General features: G+C 61.3%; 15 protein-coding genes and 2 tRNA genes. 11 read left to right on the top strand and 6 right to left on the bottom strand.

Annotated features, from left to right (window positions below; genetic code table 11):
* Positions 1 to 16 precede the first annotated feature (16 nt).
* Positions 17 to 1,036, top strand: a complete 1,020-nt coding sequence (hflK, locus tag VLU25_15480; protein ID HSR69336.1) for an FtsH protease activity modulator HflK — start codon at positions 17 to 19, stop codon at positions 1,034 to 1,036.
* Between the two features lie 2 nt (positions 1,037 to 1,038).
* Positions 1,039 to 1,977 carry a protease modulator HflC gene (gene hflC, locus VLU25_15475; protein HSR69335.1) on the top strand — a complete coding sequence of 313 codons (939 nt, stop codon included), beginning with the start codon at positions 1,039 to 1,041 and terminating at the stop codon, positions 1,975 to 1,977.
* 64 nt (positions 1,978 to 2,041) lie between these two features.
* Here the strand turns inward: hflC and VLU25_15470 are convergent, their stop codons facing one another.
* A complete protein-coding gene (locus tag VLU25_15470; protein HSR69334.1) occupies positions 2,042 to 2,329 on the bottom strand; it encodes a 4a-hydroxytetrahydrobiopterin dehydratase in 288 nt (95 codons plus the stop codon).
* Between the two features lie 390 nt (positions 2,330 to 2,719).
* On the opposite strand from VLU25_15470, the gene VLU25_15465 reads away from it, so the two are divergent.
* Complete coding sequence (locus tag VLU25_15465; protein HSR69333.1) at positions 2,720 to 3,184, top strand: hypothetical protein; 465 nt, start codon at positions 2,720 to 2,722, stop codon at positions 3,182 to 3,184.
* Positions 3,185 to 3,305: 121 nt separating this feature from the next.
* On the opposite strand, the gene VLU25_15460 is transcribed toward VLU25_15465, so the two are convergent.
* Entirely contained in the window at positions 3,306 to 4,331 is a 1,026-nt protein-coding gene (locus VLU25_15460) for an FAD-dependent oxidoreductase (GenBank protein ID HSR69332.1), read from the bottom strand.
* Positions 4,332 to 4,368: 37 nt separating this feature from the next.
* On the bottom strand, positions 4,369 to 6,255 hold the full coding sequence (locus VLU25_15455) for a prolyl oligopeptidase family serine peptidase (protein ID HSR69331.1): 1,887 nt from the start codon (positions 6,253 to 6,255) through the stop codon (positions 4,369 to 4,371).
* Positions 6,256 to 6,285: 30 nt separating this feature from the next.
* Here VLU25_15455 and sucC point away from each other — a divergent pair, with 30 nt between their 5' ends.
* Genes sucC through ndk form a run of 3 tightly spaced genes read left to right on the top strand, consistent with a single transcriptional unit; the run spans position 6,286 to position 8,830 of the window.
* On the top strand, positions 6,286 to 7,452 hold the full coding sequence (sucC, locus tag VLU25_15450) for an ADP-forming succinate--CoA ligase subunit beta (GenBank protein ID HSR69330.1): 1,167 nt from the start codon (positions 6,286 to 6,288) through the stop codon (positions 7,450 to 7,452).
* Between the two features lie 46 nt (positions 7,453 to 7,498).
* Positions 7,499 to 8,377 carry a succinate--CoA ligase subunit alpha gene (sucD, locus tag VLU25_15445; GenBank protein HSR69329.1) on the top strand — a complete coding sequence of 293 codons (879 nt, stop codon included), beginning with the start codon at positions 7,499 to 7,501 and terminating at the stop codon, positions 8,375 to 8,377.
* 33 nt (positions 8,378 to 8,410) lie between these two features.
* On the top strand, positions 8,411 to 8,830 hold the full coding sequence (gene ndk / locus VLU25_15440) for a nucleoside-diphosphate kinase (GenBank protein ID HSR69328.1): 420 nt from the start codon (positions 8,411 to 8,413) through the stop codon (positions 8,828 to 8,830).
* A 248-nt stretch (positions 8,831 to 9,078) separates the two neighbouring features.
* On the opposite strand, the gene VLU25_15435 is transcribed toward ndk, so the two are convergent.
* Positions 9,079 to 9,155, bottom strand: a tRNA-Val gene (locus VLU25_15435).
* Between the two features lie 41 nt (positions 9,156 to 9,196).
* Between VLU25_15435 and VLU25_15430 the strand changes: the two genes are divergently transcribed.
* The 5 genes from VLU25_15430 to VLU25_15410 all read left to right on the top strand — a co-directional run bounded on the left by VLU25_15430 (position 9,197) and on the right by VLU25_15410 (position 12,772).
* Positions 9,197 to 10,192, top strand: a complete 996-nt coding sequence (locus VLU25_15430; protein ID HSR69327.1) for a YpdA family putative bacillithiol disulfide reductase — start codon at positions 9,197 to 9,199, stop codon at positions 10,190 to 10,192.
* Positions 10,193 to 10,280: 88 nt separating this feature from the next.
* Complete coding sequence (der, locus tag VLU25_15425; protein ID HSR69326.1) at positions 10,281 to 11,612, top strand: ribosome biogenesis GTPase Der; 1,332 nt, start codon at positions 10,281 to 10,283, stop codon at positions 11,610 to 11,612.
* 158 nt (positions 11,613 to 11,770) lie between these two features.
* Entirely contained in the window at positions 11,771 to 12,049 is a 279-nt protein-coding gene (locus VLU25_15420; GenBank protein ID HSR69325.1) for an integration host factor subunit alpha, read from the top strand.
* A complete protein-coding gene (locus tag VLU25_15415) occupies positions 12,046 to 12,381 on the top strand; it encodes a MerR family transcriptional regulator (protein ID HSR69324.1) in 336 nt (111 codons plus the stop codon). The genes VLU25_15420 and VLU25_15415 overlap by 4 nt, the downstream gene beginning before the upstream one ends.
* 314 nt (positions 12,382 to 12,695) lie before the next feature.
* Positions 12,696 to 12,772 (top strand) — tRNA-Pro (locus VLU25_15410).
* Between the two features lie 196 nt (positions 12,773 to 12,968).
* Here the strand turns inward: VLU25_15410 and VLU25_15405 are convergent.
* Positions 12,969 to 14,654: a restriction endonuclease subunit S gene (locus VLU25_15405; protein HSR69323.1), complete on the bottom strand. Its 1,686-nt coding sequence runs from the start codon at positions 14,652 to 14,654 to the stop codon at positions 12,969 to 12,971.
* Positions 14,651 to 15,080 (bottom strand): N-6 DNA methylase (locus VLU25_15400; protein ID HSR69322.1); only part of this gene is annotated, 430 nt, incomplete at its 5' end. The genes VLU25_15400 and VLU25_15405, both read right to left, overlap by 4 nt.

Raw genomic sequence — 15,080 nt, 5'->3', positions numbered from 1 at the left:
GCGCGGGAGAATTAACATGGATGAAAATGTGTTCGACATCTCCAAGATGAAGACTCCAAAAATACCGACAAAGATGATCGGGTTGGGAATCTTGGCGATCGTATTGTTGCTGCTGGCTTTCAGCAGCTTTTATCAGGTCGAGCCCGAGCAGGAGGGCGTTGTCCTCCGCTTCGGAGAGTTTAATCGGACCACACCGCCGGGGCTGCACTTCAAGATTCCCTTGGTGGAAGAAGTCTACTTGGTTCCCGTGCAGCGCCAGCTCAAAGAGGAATTCGGCTTTCGCACCGTGGAAGCCGACGTGCGCTCGCGCTATCGGGCTGTCGATGATGAGTCGCTCATGCTGACCGGCGACCTCAACGTCGCCGTGGTGGAGTGGATTGTTCAGTATCGGGTAGCCGATTCCTACAAGTATCTCTTCAAGGTGCGCGGCCTGACCGACACCTTCCGGGCCATGAACGAGGCTGTGATGCGCAGCGTGGTCGGGGACCGCACGGTGACCGAGGTGCTGACCGTTGGCCGGCAGGAAATCGAACTGGCCGTGAAAGAGCGCCTGCAAGAGCTGTGCGACCAATACGAAACCGGGATCATCATGGACCAGGTGGTTCTTCAAGACGTCAACCCGCCTGATCCGGTCAAGCCCTCCTGGGACCAGGTCAACCAGGCCCAGCAACAGCGTGACCGCCTGATCAATCAGGCCCAGACCGAATTCAACCAGGTCATCCCGCGCGCCAGCGGCGAGGCCCAGCAAGTGATTCTTCAGGCCCAGGGTTATGCCATTGACCGGGTCAACCGGGCCCAAGGAGACGCTCAGCGGTTCAAGGACCTGGTGGCCGAGTACCGAAGGGCCCCCCAGGTCACCCGTCAGCGCATGTACCTGGAGACGATTGAAAGGGTGCTGCCCCTCTACGGCGGCAAGCTGCTGATCGACAGCGAGGCGGACGGGGTTTTGCCGCTCCTGCCCATCGACACCCTCAAGAAGGTCACCAATCCCGGCTCTCAGCCCTCGTCAGGATCGGGCGGAGGGGGAGGACAATAGCCATGAAAATTTCAGCCATTGTTATCGCCATTCTCGCGCTGCTGCTGGCCTTCGTGCTCTGGGACGGCGTCTTTGTCGTCAGCGAGGTCGAGCAGGTCATCATCACCCAGTTCGGCGATCCGGTCGGTGACCCTGTCGCCGAGCCCGGACTGCATTTCAAGCTGCCCATCATCCAGAAAGCCAACTTTTTCGACAAGCGCTTTCTGGAATGGGACGGCGACCCCAACCAGATCCCCACCCGCGACAAACGCTTTATCTGGGTCGACACCTACGCGCGTTGGCGCATTGCCGATCCCTTGCGCTTTTTTCAGCGCCTGCGCGACGAACGCGGCGCTCAATCCCGTCTCGACGACATACTGGACGGCGAAACCCGCAGTGCCATCGCCCGCCATGATTTGGTGGAAGTGGTGCGCAGCAGCAATCGCCCGCCCGACGAGATCCTGGTCGATTCGGAAGGGGAATCGGCCATCCTGGAAGAGATCAAGCGGGGACGCAACGACATCACCCGCGAAGTGCTGTCCAATGCTCAGGCCCGGGCCCAGGATCTGGGCATCGAGTTGCTCGACCTGCGGTTCAAGCGCATCAACTACGTTGAAGAGGTGCAACAGGACGTCTTCGAGCGCATGATCGCAGAGCGCGAGCGGGTTGCCGCCGAGTACCTTTCCGAAGGTGAGGGCGAGGCGGCCCGCATCCGCGGCGAAAGGGAGCGCGAGCTGCAGAAGATCCGTTCCCAGGCCTATCGCGAAGCGCAGGAGATCCAGGGAAAGGCCGACGCCGAGGCCACCTCGATCTACGCCGAGGCCTACAACCGCGATCAGGGCTTTTATGCTTTTCTCAAGAGCATGGAGATGTATGAGAAAACAGCGGGGTCAGACACCTTCTTGATCATGACCAGCGACAGCGAGTTCTTAAAGTATCTCAAGAACTCCAATCCCCGCTGAGGACTGTTCAATCGCGGCGCGGGGAATCCCCGCGCCGCGCTCCAGAAGGGGCAAGTCCGCGGCCCTAGGCCGCTACGTTGATCTTGCTGGCCAACGCCGTGTCTTTGGAGGTGATGCCGCCGGCATCATGAGTGGAGAGGTGGATCCTGACGGTATTGTAGACGTTGAACAGTTCCGGGTGATGGTTGAGTGATTCCGCCAACAGGGCCACTTGAGACATGAAGCCGAAGGCCTGCACGAAGTTGGCGAACTTGAACTCGCGGAAGAGTTTACCCTGATCGATCGTCCATCCGTCCAAAGAGGAAAGCTGCTCTTGGATTTCGGAGTCGGAAAGCTTTTTGCTGTCTGTCATTTCAACCTGTCCTTTATTTCAATTCTCTGCTCATCTTTTCACTAGACGCGATGTTCCGCCGCCTGTCTAGGGCGGCGGAGAGGAAACTGTAACACAAAGCCTGTCGTGTGCCTCTGCCCTGGGAGCGATAGGCGCCGAAAAAGGCCTTCGGCAAACGCACAAGAACATGCTCACATCGTCTTGAAACTGCTGCATTCTGAGAAACTTGCAAACTGTATTGAGGTTGGTTGGCTGTAGAAAAAGTGGACAATTGACGTCTTCCTAGACTTTTTGCTCCTTCATTCAGCTTATCGTTTGCTTAAAGGCTGGAATTTGGGCATAATGAAGCACTTCGGGGCAAGGGTTAACATCTTATCAATGATTCGAACATAGCCTGAAAGGTAGGCAGATATGCAGAAGAAACGGACACGCCGCAAGGCTGCTGAAATCGAGAAGTTGCGCAATAAGATCCTCAAGATCGTCAAACGCGAGAAGGAAATCACCTTGACGAGCCTAGTCCGCCAATACGGGGCCAGCATCGGCATCCGCAATACACCCAGCGACAAGAATCTGGCCAAGCGCCAGTTGGACATTTTGGCCAAGGGACCGGACGTCGAGTTCAATCGGCAGGGTCGTGACCTGGTTGCCCGTTACGAGGGCCAAGAGGAGAAGCCGGCCGAGGCCGCGTCCGAATCCGGCGAAGCCGCTGCTCCTACACCTGTCGCTGAAGCCCTGGCCGAAGGTAACGTTCCCGCCGTCGAGCTGGATGTCATCCAGGCCTATGCCCGTCAGGTAGAGGAATTCTCCAAGGCGCTGCAGAAGCAGATCGCCACTTTGGTGCGCATGGTCGACCGGGCTAGCGCAAAGAGCAACTAAGGGATCGACTCGCCCCGGCGCCTTTGAAGGCGCCAAAGAGTTCCCAGGAGCGAGGGGCCGGCTCGGTGATGCCGGCCCTTTTTTGTTTCTTTCTTTTCCCCAGGGCTTCGAGCGGCGCCGATCACCCACCGAGCAAGGCCTGTGCAGCTCTCCTCCCGATTTCCCAACTGGCTCCCATTCCGAATCCGCCCAGGGCGGCCACCCAGAGGAAATCAGCACACTGCGGGTGGGCGCCGATGAGCGGTTCCCCGTCAGCGGAATGAGTGCGAAAGCAGGCCCTGATGGCGCTGGGCGGACGTCCGCTCAACGAGGGCAGATGGCTCTTGAGATGCTGTTGCAAACGCTCTTCGATGTGCGGCGAGGGCGTAGTATCGAGCGATGAGTCGGCTTCTTCGTCACATAGGCTGAAGAGGAGCCCGTTTCCCTGAGGACGAAAGTAGAAATCCCTCTCCTGGTCCCATAGAAAAGGCTGGCGGGCAGAGACGTTGCCGGCTTCCAGGTGGAAGAGATGGCGCTTCTTGGGAGTCAGCGCCGGAACGGGAAGTCCCGCCAGAGAAGCGATGTGCGACGCCCAGGCCCCGGCAGCGTCGACGATGCGGGCGGCTTCGATGAAGTGACATCCCGCCCGGATTCGGAACGGACCCCGGCCCGAGATCTCCGTCACCGGCGCCGAAGTCAGCAGCCGCGCCCCCCGCTGGCGAGCCCCCGAAAGGTAGAAGTCCATCAGCCGGGCGATGTCCATGACACCGTCTCCGGGCGTGAGAAGCGCCTGCTGGAAAGCAGACCCTTCGAGTTGCGGCACCTGTTTGACGGCTTCTTGCGGCGAGATCCAGCAGGACTCGATGCCCTCATCGCCCAGCAGAGCTTGGAGGGTCGCTCGCGAACCGGTTTGGATGGAACCGCTCTCGCGGAATCCCAGGCGTTCGGCCCTTTCCTGGTAGTGCTTCAGGCTGAGGACGGTAAGCCGGCGGACCAGGGCATTGCTACCGCTCTGAAGAAGCAGCGAGGCGTTGCGGCCCGAGGAGTGCAGGCCAGGGGCTTGTTCCCGCTCCAACATGAGGATGGAGGCGGAACCGGGCCGGCTCAGGTGGTAAGCGGTGGCGGCTCCGGCGAATCCGGCTCCCACGATGACGACGTCGGCGTTCACGGCGCTTTCTCGGGCCTTTCTGTGGGCAGAGGATTGTTCAGGGTGCGCTGAAGACCAGGTGGCGGCGCAGGAAATCGAGGGCGCTGCGGTAGTAGTCTTGCCAGGTCTCGTTCTTCTTGAAGCCGTGCCCTTCACCCGGATAGAGGCGCAGCAGGCAGGGGACGCCCTGCTCCCGCAGCGTTTCGGCCAGCGACTCGGCTTGACTGCGCGGCACGACTTGATCTTCATCGCCCTGGAAGAGGGCCACCGGGTCCTCGATCCTCGAAGCCAGCAGCAAGGGTGATCGCTGCTGGAAGAGCAGCGCGTCTTCCGGCAGGCGTCCCACCAGCGAGTCGGTATAGTGCCGTTCGAACTTGTGGGTTTGGGAGGCCAGTGCAAAGAGGTCTGTGACGGGATAGCGGCACAGCGCGGCCCGAAAACGCCCGGGGTGACGGGCCATGGTGAGTAGAGCCGAAAAACCGCCCGCGCTTCCTCCACTCAGAGCCAGGCGCCGCGGGTGGGCCAGTCCATTCTCGGCCAAATAGTCGGCCAGCGCGGCCGCATCCTCCAATTCGAGTTCTCCCCAGCGCCCTTTGAGGGCGTCGGCGTAGTTGCGGCCGAAACCTGAACTGCCGCGGTAGTTCAGTTCCACATAGGCGAATCCGCGGCTGGTGTAGAAGTGGACTTCGGCATCGAATTCTGAGGCCGATTGGGAAGTGGGTCCCCCGTGAAAGTGGATGATCGCGGGTGGCCGGCCTTGCGACGACTCGTCAGGATGGGTTGGCGGATAGTAGAGCGCTTGGGTCCAGTCAGGCACTCGCGGATCGTGATGGGGGGCTTCGATGCGAAGGGGATTGGGGTGGCTGAGGTAAGCAGTGGGAAGCGATTGGGGGCGGCTGTGACGCCAAGATTGCACCCGGTCGCCGCGCCGCGTGGCGATGCGTTGAGGTCGCTGGGGCGAACTTCCGATCCAGGCCAGCCGTCCTTGCTCGCCGCAGTCGATCTGGCTGATGGCGCGGTCGGTGACGCTGGACACGGTTTCCAGCCTACCGCTCTGCACGTCGAGGGATTGCAGCGAGCATGAGGCGTCCTGGCTGCGCACAAGGTAGAGGTGATGCCCGTCACGGCTGAAGGCCATGCTGCGCATGCCGTGGATCCAAGAGGGCGGGCCGAAGTCGGCATTTTCCTCCAGCAGCGGCCGGCAGGCTCCGCTCTCCAGCTCGAGCATCCAGGGCACCGTCCACCCGGTCTCGTCGGAGAGAAAGCAGAGGTGGCGTCCATCCGGCGAGAAAAGCGGCTGGGACAGTGCGATATTGCCTCGGGGATCCCCGCGCAGCAGCCGCTCTTCATCCAATCGTATGCCGCTGTCTTCGTGGAGGACGCGGGCGCAATAGAGTCCGCTGCCGTCCCAGGGCATGTTGGGGTGATCCCACCCCACCCAGGCCAGGCGGCGCTCTTGAGGATGCCAGGTGGGCTGCAGGTAGAAATCCCGTCCTTGGGCCACCTTCAGAGGCCACCGCGAGCCCCGGGAGTCCACGGCCGCCAATACGTCCACTTCGTCGCAGGAGTGCACGTAGGCTACCCAGCGTCCATCGTAAGAGGCCGCAGGCGCCGCCACCTGTCCCCAAGGCGGCGTCAGGGCAGTCGGAGGAGCCTGCTCGTCCAGGCTTTGCCGCCAAATGCGTCCCTGAGAGCAGAAGTATACATGCCGTCCGCGCACGCTGAAATCGCCTCCGCCATAGCCCACGTTGGCCTTGACGGGCATGATGTTGAGGCGCCGCGGACCGCCTCCGTCTGGGTCGAAGGTCATCAGGGAGGAGCGTCCCGAGTCCTCCTCCAGCCACACTAAAGTTTGACCGCTTCCGTCCCACTGCACGTCCTTGAGGCGCACGCTCTCGGACATTTGGCGAACGCCCAGCGGACTCTTCCAAGTGCCGTATTGCACTGGGCGAGTATATCGTGTTTCATAAGGGCGATGAAGATACACGAGTATCAGGCCAAAGAGATCCTGAGAGAGTACGGCGTCAAGGTTCCTCGGGGACGAGTGACCGACAACGCCGCTGAAGCATACGAAATCGCCCGCGAGTTCGGCGGGACGGTGGCCGTCAAGGCCCAGATCCACGCCGGCGGACGCGGCAAGGGCGGCGGCGTCAAGATCGCCCGATCGCCCAGCCAGGCCGAAGAGGCCGCCCGCCAGATCCTGGGCATGAACCTGGTCACCCACCAGACCGGTCCCGAGGGAAGTCTGGTGCGCAAAGTCCTCATCGAAGAAGGACTCGAGATCCAGAAGGAGTTCTACCTGGGCATCACCCTCGACCGCTCCCGCCGCTGCCCGGCGCTGATGGGCAGCAGCGAAGGAGGCGTCGAGATCGAGAAGGTGGCTGCCGAGAGCCCCGACAAGATCCTCAAGGAATTCATCGATCCCGGACTGGGACTGCGTCCTTTTCAAAGCAACCACATTGCTTTCGGGCTGGGCCTGCAAGGCAAGACGGTGCGCCGGGCCTCGCAGTTCATGGACAGTCTCTTTAAGGCCTACATGGAGACCGACGCCTCCCTGGCCGAGATCAATCCCCTGGTGGTGACGGGCGACGGCGAAGTCTACGCCCTGGACGCCAAGATGAACTTTGACGACAACGCCCTCTTCCGCCATCCCCCCATCCGGGCCTACCGCGATTTCAGCGAAGAAGAACCGCTCGAGATCCAGGCCTCGCGCTTCGGACTCAGCTACATCAAGCTGGACGGCAACGTAGCCTGCATGGTCAACGGCGCCGGACTGGCCATGGCCACCATGGACATCATCAAGCTGCATGGAGGCAACCCGGCCAATTTCCTCGACGTGGGCGGAGGCGCCAGCGAAGAAGCCATCACCAACGCCTTCCGCATCCTCGTCTCGGACGAGGCCGTGCAGGCCGTGCTGATCAACATCTTCGGCGGCATCATGCGCTGTGACGTGGTGGCCAAGGGCGTGGTCAACGCCGCCAGGGAAATCGGCGTCGAGCTGCCCATCGTGGTGCGCCTGGAGGGCACAAACGTCAAACAGGGGCGTCAGATTCTGGAAGATTCCGACTTGTCTTTCGCGGTCGCCGACGGCATGGGCGACGCCGCCGAAAAGGTGGTCCGCCTGGCCGGCCAGGCGGCCTGAAGAACACGACCGTCAGACAACACCGACCAAAGAGCAAAGGAGCATCGTGTCAATTTGGGTCGATAAAGATACGAAACTTATGGTGCAGGGCCTGACCGGCCGGGAAGGCAGCTTTCACGCCGCCCAGTGCCGCCAGTACGGCACTCAGGTGGTCGCCGGCGTCACGCCCGGCAAAGGCGGACAGGACCACGAAGGCATTCCCGTCTTCAATACCGTGGCCGAGGCCAAGGAGGCCACTCAGGCCAACGTCAGCGTCATCTTCGTCCCGCCCCCCTTCGCGGGCGACGCCATTCTGGAAGCGGTGGAAGCCGATCTCGACCTGGTGGTCTGCATCACCGAGGGCATCCCCGTGCGCGACATGCTGGAGGTGGCTCATTATCAAAAGGGCCGCAGGACGCGCCTGATCGGGCCCAACTGTCCCGGCATCATCACCCCCGGCGAGTGCAAGATCGGCATCATGCCGGGCCACATCCACAAGCCGGGACGGGTCGGCATCATCTCCCGCAGCGGAACCCTCACCTACGAGGCCGTGGGCCAGCTTACGGGCAAGGACATCGGTCAAAGCACCTGCGTGGGCATCGGCGGCGATCCCATCATCGGGACCGGCTTCATCGATTGCCTGCGGGCTTTTCAGTCCGACCCCGACACTGACGCGGTGGTCATGATCGGCGAGATCGGAGGCAGCGCCGAAGAAGAAGCGTCCGAGTACATTCAGGCCCAAATGAGCAAGCCTGTGGTAGGCTTCATCGCCGGGCAGACGGCCCCTCCGGGCCGCCGCATGGGCCACGCCGGAGCCATCATCTCAGGCGGCGAAGGTACGGCCGAGAGCAAGATGAAGAAAATGAAGTCCTGCGGCGTGCAGGTGGTCAAGTCGCCCGCCGACATCGGCTCGGCCATTCAAGAAGTCCTGGCCGCCCGAAGCTGAGGCCGCCGCAGGGAATCCAGATAAGGAATCAGAATGTCTCAGACGACTTTAGGCATAGTCAAGCCCGACGCCGTGGCCAAGGGCAATATCGGCAACATCCTCAAAATCATCGAAGACAACGACCTGCAGATCGCAGCCATGAAGATGGTGCGCATGAGCAAGTCTGAGGCCGAAGGCTTCTACTACGTTCACCGCCAACGCCCCTTCTTCGGCAGCTTGACCGGATTCATGTCCGAAGGTCCGGTGGTGCTGCTGGCCCTGCGCGGCCAGGACGCCATCGCCCGCTGGCGCCAGTTGATGGGGGCCACCAATCCCGAGGACGCCGAAGAAGGCACCATCCGCAAGCTCTACGCCGAAAGCATCGAGCGCAACAGCGTCCACGGCAGCGACAGTCCCGAGTCGGCAGCCTTCGAACTGCGCTACTTCTTCAACGGCCTCGAGCTGCAAATTTAAGCGCCGTCGCCCCCGAAAGCTGAGGAACCTCGAGAGCAAAGGGGCTCAAGCCACGTCCCGTGCGAGGCGCATCCTTGGGCCCTCCTCCGCCAGAGGCTACGGAGGGCGGGCGATGGAGGTGCCTGACATCTGGAATGGGGCCAGACTAAGGTGGCGGATCAACATGAGTGCTCTGGATTTTTGAAGCCTACGCAGTCCTCGCTGCGTCTCAAAGAGAGTAAGCCGAAGGGGAGGGCGAGTGCCTGAAATGGTGGGCGATACTGGACTCGAACCAGTGACCTCCGCCGTGTGAAGACGGCGCTCTAACCAACTGAGCTAATCGCCCCGAAGAGAAAGCATTCTAGTGAATTTGGAGACTCGATGTCAATGAGCGAGAAGTTGGATTTGGTGATCATCGGAGCCGGACCAGCCGGCTTGGCCTGCGGAATCGAAGCCCGCAAACGGGGCTGGGATTTCCAGATCATCGACAAGGGCTGCGTGGTGAATTCCGTCTATAACTACCCCACCAACATGGTCTTTTTCACCACCGCCGATCTTCTCGAAATCGGCGACATCCCCATGACCGTCTCCGAGCCCAAGCCCAGACGTCAGGACGCCCTCAATTATTACCGGCGCGTGGTCGGCCTCTTCAAGCTCCCCATCCGCGACTACGAAGAGGTCTTCGAGGTCGAAGGCCGCCACGGCGATTTCAAGGTGCACACCCGCGACCGTCTGGGCGACGAGCGGATTTACCCCGCCGCCAAGATCATCGTCGCCACCGGCTACTACGACAATCCCAACATGATCGGGATTCCCGGCGAAGACCTCGACAAAGTCAGCCACTACTACTCTGAAGCCCACCCCTACTACAAGAAGAAGGTGGCGGTGATCGGAGGCCAGAATTCGGCCGCCGAGGCGGCGTTGGAGCTTTATCGCCAGGCGTCGGCCGACGTCACCATGATCCACCGCGGCCAAGAGGTGGGCAAGAGCATCAAGTACTGGGTGCGTCCCGACATCATCAACCGCATCGACCGAGGCGAGATCAAGGCCCTCTTCAATTCCCAGGTGCGCGAGATCCGCGAGACCGAGATCGTGGTCGACACCCCTGAGGGCGAGCAGGTGTTGGAAAACGACTACGTCCTGGCCATGACCGGCTACCATCCCGACACCGGCTTCCTCGAGAGCATGGGCATCGAGATCGATCCCGATACCCTGGCCCCCGCTCACGACCCGGAAACGCTGGAGACCAACGTCAGGGGAATCTACGTGGCCGGCTCCATCGTGGCCGGCAAAATGACCAACAAGATCTTCATCGAGAACGGACGTTTCCACGGCGAACAGATTTTCGAGCACATGCCCAAGGCAGTGGCGGATCCAGCTTAGGCTGGCCCCGCCAGCTAGTCCCAACCGTCCCAACTCCCAATTGGCCCAGCTCCCAACTGCGGACTGTTTTGTGAGATTCTAAGAGGCCATGTACAGAGTCGCTATCTGCGGACGTCCCAATGTGGGCAAGTCGACGCTTTTCAACCGCATGACCGGTTCACGCCGGGCCATCGTGGGAGACGAGCCCGGAATCACCCGCGACCGGATCATCGAAGTGGCCGAGTGGGGCGATCGCCAATTCGAAGTCATCGACACCGGAGGCATCCTTCCCGAAGAGAAAGACCTGATCCCGGAAAAGATCCTTGAGCAGGCCTCTCTGGCCTTCGGCGATGCCGACCTTTTGCTGTTGGTAGTCGACCTGCGGGCCGGCATGACTCCCCTCGACGAGTCCCTCAACGCCCTTCTCCGCGGCACCGGAAAGCCCTACGCGGTGGTGGCCAACAAGGCCGATGTGGAAAAGCTCGAGGACGACGCGCTCGAGTTTCATGCGCTGGGGGTCGAACAGGTCTTCCCCGTCTCGGCCGAACACGGACGCGGCATCGGCGACCTTCTCGACTGGGTTGTCGAGAAGGTTCCCCGGCAGCAGGCTGAAGAAGAGCCCGAGGAGGAGATCCGGGTGGCCATCATTGGACGCCCTAACGTGGGAAAGTCCTCCCTGCTCAACCGCCTGGTGGGCGAAGAACGGGTCATCGTCACCGACTTGCCCGGCACCACCCGCGACGCCGTCGACACCCGGGTCGAGCAGCAGGGCCAACGCTACCGCATCATCGACACGGCCGGCATCCGCCGCAAGGGCAAGACCCATGAGATGGCCGAGAAGCTGAGCGTGGTGATGGCACGCAAGAGCATGGTGCGCAGCGACGTGGTGCTGCTGGTGATCGATGCCGTCGAAGGAGCCACCAAACTGGACGCCACCATAGCCGGGTACGCCTTCGAGGCCGGAAAGTCGGTCATCATCGTGGTCAACAAGTGGGATCTGATCGACAAGGACGCCCACACCCTGGTCTCGAAAGAGGCCGATTTCAGGCGGCGCCTGCGCTTCCTCGATTTCGCGCCCATGATCTTCGTTTCGGCGCTGAGCGGCCAGCGCGTGTCCAAGATTCTGAACCTGGTCCGCGAGGCCTACCAGGCGCGCTACATCCGCGTCCCTACCGCCGAACTCAACAAGCTGATGGAAAAGGTCATGAAGCCCCACCTGGCCTCTTCCGGATCGTCCCGCAAGTTCCCTCTCAAGTACGGGACTCAAGCCGGGGTCGCTCCTCCCACCTTCGTGCTCTTCACGCGGGGCGGCAAGCCTTTGCACTTCTCGACCCAGCGCTTTTTCATCAACCAGTTGCGCCAGGCCTTCGGTTTCTATGCGGCCCCGATCCGCCTGCTGGAACGGCGCTCAAAGCCCTCAAAAGCGGCGCGCAAGAGATGAGGCAAGGGCGCAAAGCACCTGTCCCGAAAAAAGGATGGCAACGGAGCTTGACATTGGAGAATCCGCTTTCTAAGATGGGACGCATTCTAGGCATTCGATTCCAGACACGGAACTGAAAACCTCTTGTCCGTTAGAGTTTGGACGGGATCGGAGAGGTCATGGTGAAAGCGGATTTAGCTCGTATCGTCTACGAGCGTCATGGCGGAATTACGTTCAAAGAGGCCCAGCAGATCGTCGATCTGATGATCCAGGAAATCAAGGACCGTTTGCTCGCCGGCGAGAACGTCAAGCTGTCGGGTTTCGGTTCTCTCAACGTGATTGACCGCAAGCCGCGCATGGGACGCAATCCTCAGACGGGCGAACGCATCCAGTTGGCAGCCAGCCGCTATGTCACGTTTCGTCCTTCGCGGGCGGTCAAGTCCGAAGTCCAGTCATGAGCGAAGCGCCGGAAAAGCTGTACTACAAGATCGGCGAGGTTTGCGAGATCTGCCAGATCGAGCCCCACGTCCTGCGCTACTGGGAAAGCGAATTCTCGGCCCTGGCGCCCTCCAAGAACAAAGCCGGCCAGCGCACCTACAGCCAAAAAGACATCGAGCTCGTCGAGACCATCAAGCGCCTGCTCTACGACGAGGGCTACACCATCGCCGGCGCCAACAAACGCCTCTCCCACCGCCGCCTCTCCGCCGCCACTCACGACCAGGAAATCCTCTCCCAGGTCACCGAAGAACTCCAAGACCTGATCACCCTCCTGGAAACCGACCCCTCCTGACCTCAGCGCCCTGCTTGGGAGTTGATCGTTGGGGATTGGCAGTTGCGAAGCCTTAAGGTGCATCCCTGCGGCGATCCAGGAAGTGCGCCGGGCCAGCGCCAATGGCTGAATCAACCGACCCTCTCCTTAACGGCTTCGGCAACAGGTTCTTTGATCAACTCAGGACTGACACTCCGTTTCTCCAGGGCCGCCGCCAGTTGCTCAGATGTATTGATGACGTCAATACACAGAGGAGTCAGATGTCATCAACCGATCAAGTCCCAAAGGGTTGCGCTTGACTCGACTGATCATGTACATTAGGGCCCTTGCCCGGTCGGGACGTGGCGCAGCCTGGTAGCGCACCTGAATGGGGTTCAGGGGGTCGCGAGTTCGAATCTCGCCGTCCCGACCAAGACTTAACCTCCTCTAAATCAATAATTTACATAGCAGGTTTAGCTGATGGCCCCGGGGAGGGCGTAATCGCCTATGGTAAGCTCGTGGTAAGAATTCGACCGTTTTGGGACCAGAAGAGGTGTGGCCCGCTTGCCCTCGGATTAACAGTGGCCGCCGGTGAGATCGATCTTCAACTGTTCGCGGCCTGCGAGTCGTCAGGCGTCAAGGTGGTGGACGACTGCGGCGGCGAAGGTGTCGTGTGCGGTCGTCTTAGAGGCGAGGCGCTGCTCCAACCGGTCGAGCAGACTCATCAACTGATCGACGCGGGCGACGATGCGCTTCTGCTCAGCTAGGGGTGGGAGCGGCACCGTGTACGACGCGAGGGACCGTCCCGTCAGGTGCTTGATCGTCGCGCCGGTGAACAGCTCGGCTAAACGACCAGACCAAGTGTCGCAGCGCAGCAAGTAGGCCAAATACCAAGGACTGATGCCGCAGAGGGGGCGGGCTCGGTGAAGGGCCTTCTGGTAGACCATGCCGTCCACCGACTCGTCGCAGACAGTTGCCCTGCCGGGCTCGCCTCCCTCGCAAATCAGAAGGTCGCCGACACCAACCGAGCACTCGGTGAGTTCGCTCTCCTCCAGACGAAGTTGCTTGAGGTCTTCTAGGAGGAACTTGAACCATTGGAGATTGGCATTGCGGAGGTACGGCCTCATCGGACCGGAATTCTTCGCCTTGTCCAGCATCTTACCGAGGCGAGTGTTGGTAATAGTACCGAACCGAGTCCACACCCACCCATTCGGCACTTCGAACGGCACCTCGTCCTTCGAAACTGGCGGCAGAGGTTTCGACTTGCGGATACTCTGCTCCTTGACCAGCCGGGCCTTCTCCTCCGCGATGCGCTCAAGCAACAAGCAGGCGGGCTCGTCGTCCGGGTCCTGCGGAACTAGCCACCCGCGCACAGCAAGCTGGAGCACTGTTTGCCGCAGCGGCTCCACGTCGGCGGGGGCGGTGAACAGGTCGTCCATTCGGCCCGCGATCCGCTCCCACGCGTTTTCGACTTCCTCGGAGGTGTCGGCGTCCCGAAGCGCGGCGAGCACGGAGTCGCGCAGCGCTGTTCGCGTGGCCTCGCGGGCCTGTCGTGCGGCCTCCAACTCGTCGAGCAGACCCATCAACTCATCGACGCGGGCGACGATGCGCTTCTGCTCTGCCGAGGGTGGAATCGGGACGGGGGCAAGCTGGAAGTCCCCATCATTGATCGCCGGGTAGGCCACGCCTTTTTGGTGGGCTTCGACGTAGTTCACGAATGCTGGCGATCGAAGGTAGTAGTAGAGGTAGCGAGCTGAAATCCGAGGGTAGGGCATGAGCACAGAGAAAGCGGTACTCACGACGGGCGGCGGGTCGAAATCTCGGTCCACCACGGCAATGTTGCGCAAGTAAGGGCGCACGGTAGAGTAGATGACACATCCTCTCGCGACCCGCTTGCGCGCACGGCTTGGGGCCTCTTCGGGGTTGAGGATGGCAACGTCGCCAGAAATGACGCCGCGCTCCTTGTCAATCGCCGACACGTCCACATACGAAAAACGCGACTTGGGCTTACCCTGGCCGAGGTCATGGGCCGCAAACCAGATGCGCGTCCAAGACCACTGGGGCGGGATTTCGAACGGTTGCTCATTTGATTGAACCTCCCCTGCACTGCGTCGCCGAATGAATTTCTCGGCAATGAGCCTCGCTCGGTCCTGCCTTGCCTGATCAAGCAGCACGCCAGATGGCTCGTCGTCCGGGTCCTGCGGCACCAGCCGCCCGCGCATCGCTAGTTGCAGCACCAAAGCGCGGAGCCGCTTCACCCCGTCTGGGGCCTCGGCGAGCGTATCGAAGGCCGCGATCAGGTCCTGCGGCTTCATGTTGTGTCCCCGGAGGACAGCGCCGTCGCGAGTGCCTGACGCAATTCCTCACGCAGCGCCGCCGCCGCCGCCTTCTCCTCATTAAAGCGGGCGAGCAGGGCCCTGGGGTCTTCGTAGGTCGCGCCGGGAGCGTTAGGGTTGCTAATGTCGAGGTTGAAGCCGCGCTCACGGATGTCTTCGAGCGTCACCTTCCACGCGAACTCGTTCTCGACGCGGTCTTCCCACCACGCCTTCTCGGGTTCGAATTCCTCGATTCGCATCGGCTTGGTCTTGGAGTAGCTCTTGTAGCCCTGGGGATAGGGGTGCTCGTAATACCAGACCTCGGTGGCGGGCCTGCCCTTCTCGAAGAAGAGCACGTTGGTCTTGATGTCTGTGTATGGGGCGAACACGCCCTTGGGCAGCCGCACAATGGTGTGCAAGTCGCAC

The sequence above is a fragment of the Acidobacteriota bacterium genome (assembly GCA_035471785.1).
Classification (GTDB): domain Bacteria; phylum Acidobacteriota; class UBA6911; order RPQK01; family DATIPO01; genus JANQFM01.
Note: the sequence above shows the minus strand (reverse complement) of the source record. Positions and strands in the feature narration are given on the sequence as shown.

What these genes read in the sequence shown, in the direction of transcription:
- ndk (HSR69328.1), top strand. Translation starts at nt 8,411, where the DNA reads ATGTCTCAGACGACTTTAGGCATAGTCAAGCCCGACGCCGTGGCCAAG.
- VLU25_15430 (HSR69327.1), top strand. Translation starts at nt 9,197, where the DNA reads ATGAGCGAGAAGTTGGATTTGGTGATCATCGGAGCCGGACCAGCCGGC.
- VLU25_15470 (HSR69334.1), bottom strand. Translation starts at nt 2,329, where the DNA reads ATGACAGACAGCAAAAAGCTTTCCGACTCCGAAATCCAAGAGCAGCTT.
- der (HSR69326.1), top strand. Translation starts at nt 10,281, where the DNA reads ATGTACAGAGTCGCTATCTGCGGACGTCCCAATGTGGGCAAGTCGACG.
- VLU25_15420 (HSR69325.1), top strand. Translation starts at nt 11,771, where the DNA reads ATGGTGAAAGCGGATTTAGCTCGTATCGTCTACGAGCGTCATGGCGGA.
- hflK (HSR69336.1), top strand. Translation starts at nt 17, where the DNA reads ATGGATGAAAATGTGTTCGACATCTCCAAGATGAAGACTCCAAAAATA.
- VLU25_15465 (HSR69333.1), top strand. Translation starts at nt 2,720, where the DNA reads ATGCAGAAGAAACGGACACGCCGCAAGGCTGCTGAAATCGAGAAGTTG.
- hflC (HSR69335.1), top strand. Translation starts at nt 1,039, where the DNA reads ATGAAAATTTCAGCCATTGTTATCGCCATTCTCGCGCTGCTGCTGGCC.
- sucC (HSR69330.1), top strand. Translation starts at nt 6,286, where the DNA reads ATGAAGATACACGAGTATCAGGCCAAAGAGATCCTGAGAGAGTACGGC.
- VLU25_15405 (HSR69323.1), bottom strand. Translation starts at nt 14,654, where the DNA reads ATGAAGCCGCAGGACCTGATCGCGGCCTTCGATACGCTCGCCGAGGCC.
- VLU25_15415 (HSR69324.1), top strand. Translation starts at nt 12,046, where the DNA reads ATGAGCGAAGCGCCGGAAAAGCTGTACTACAAGATCGGCGAGGTTTGC.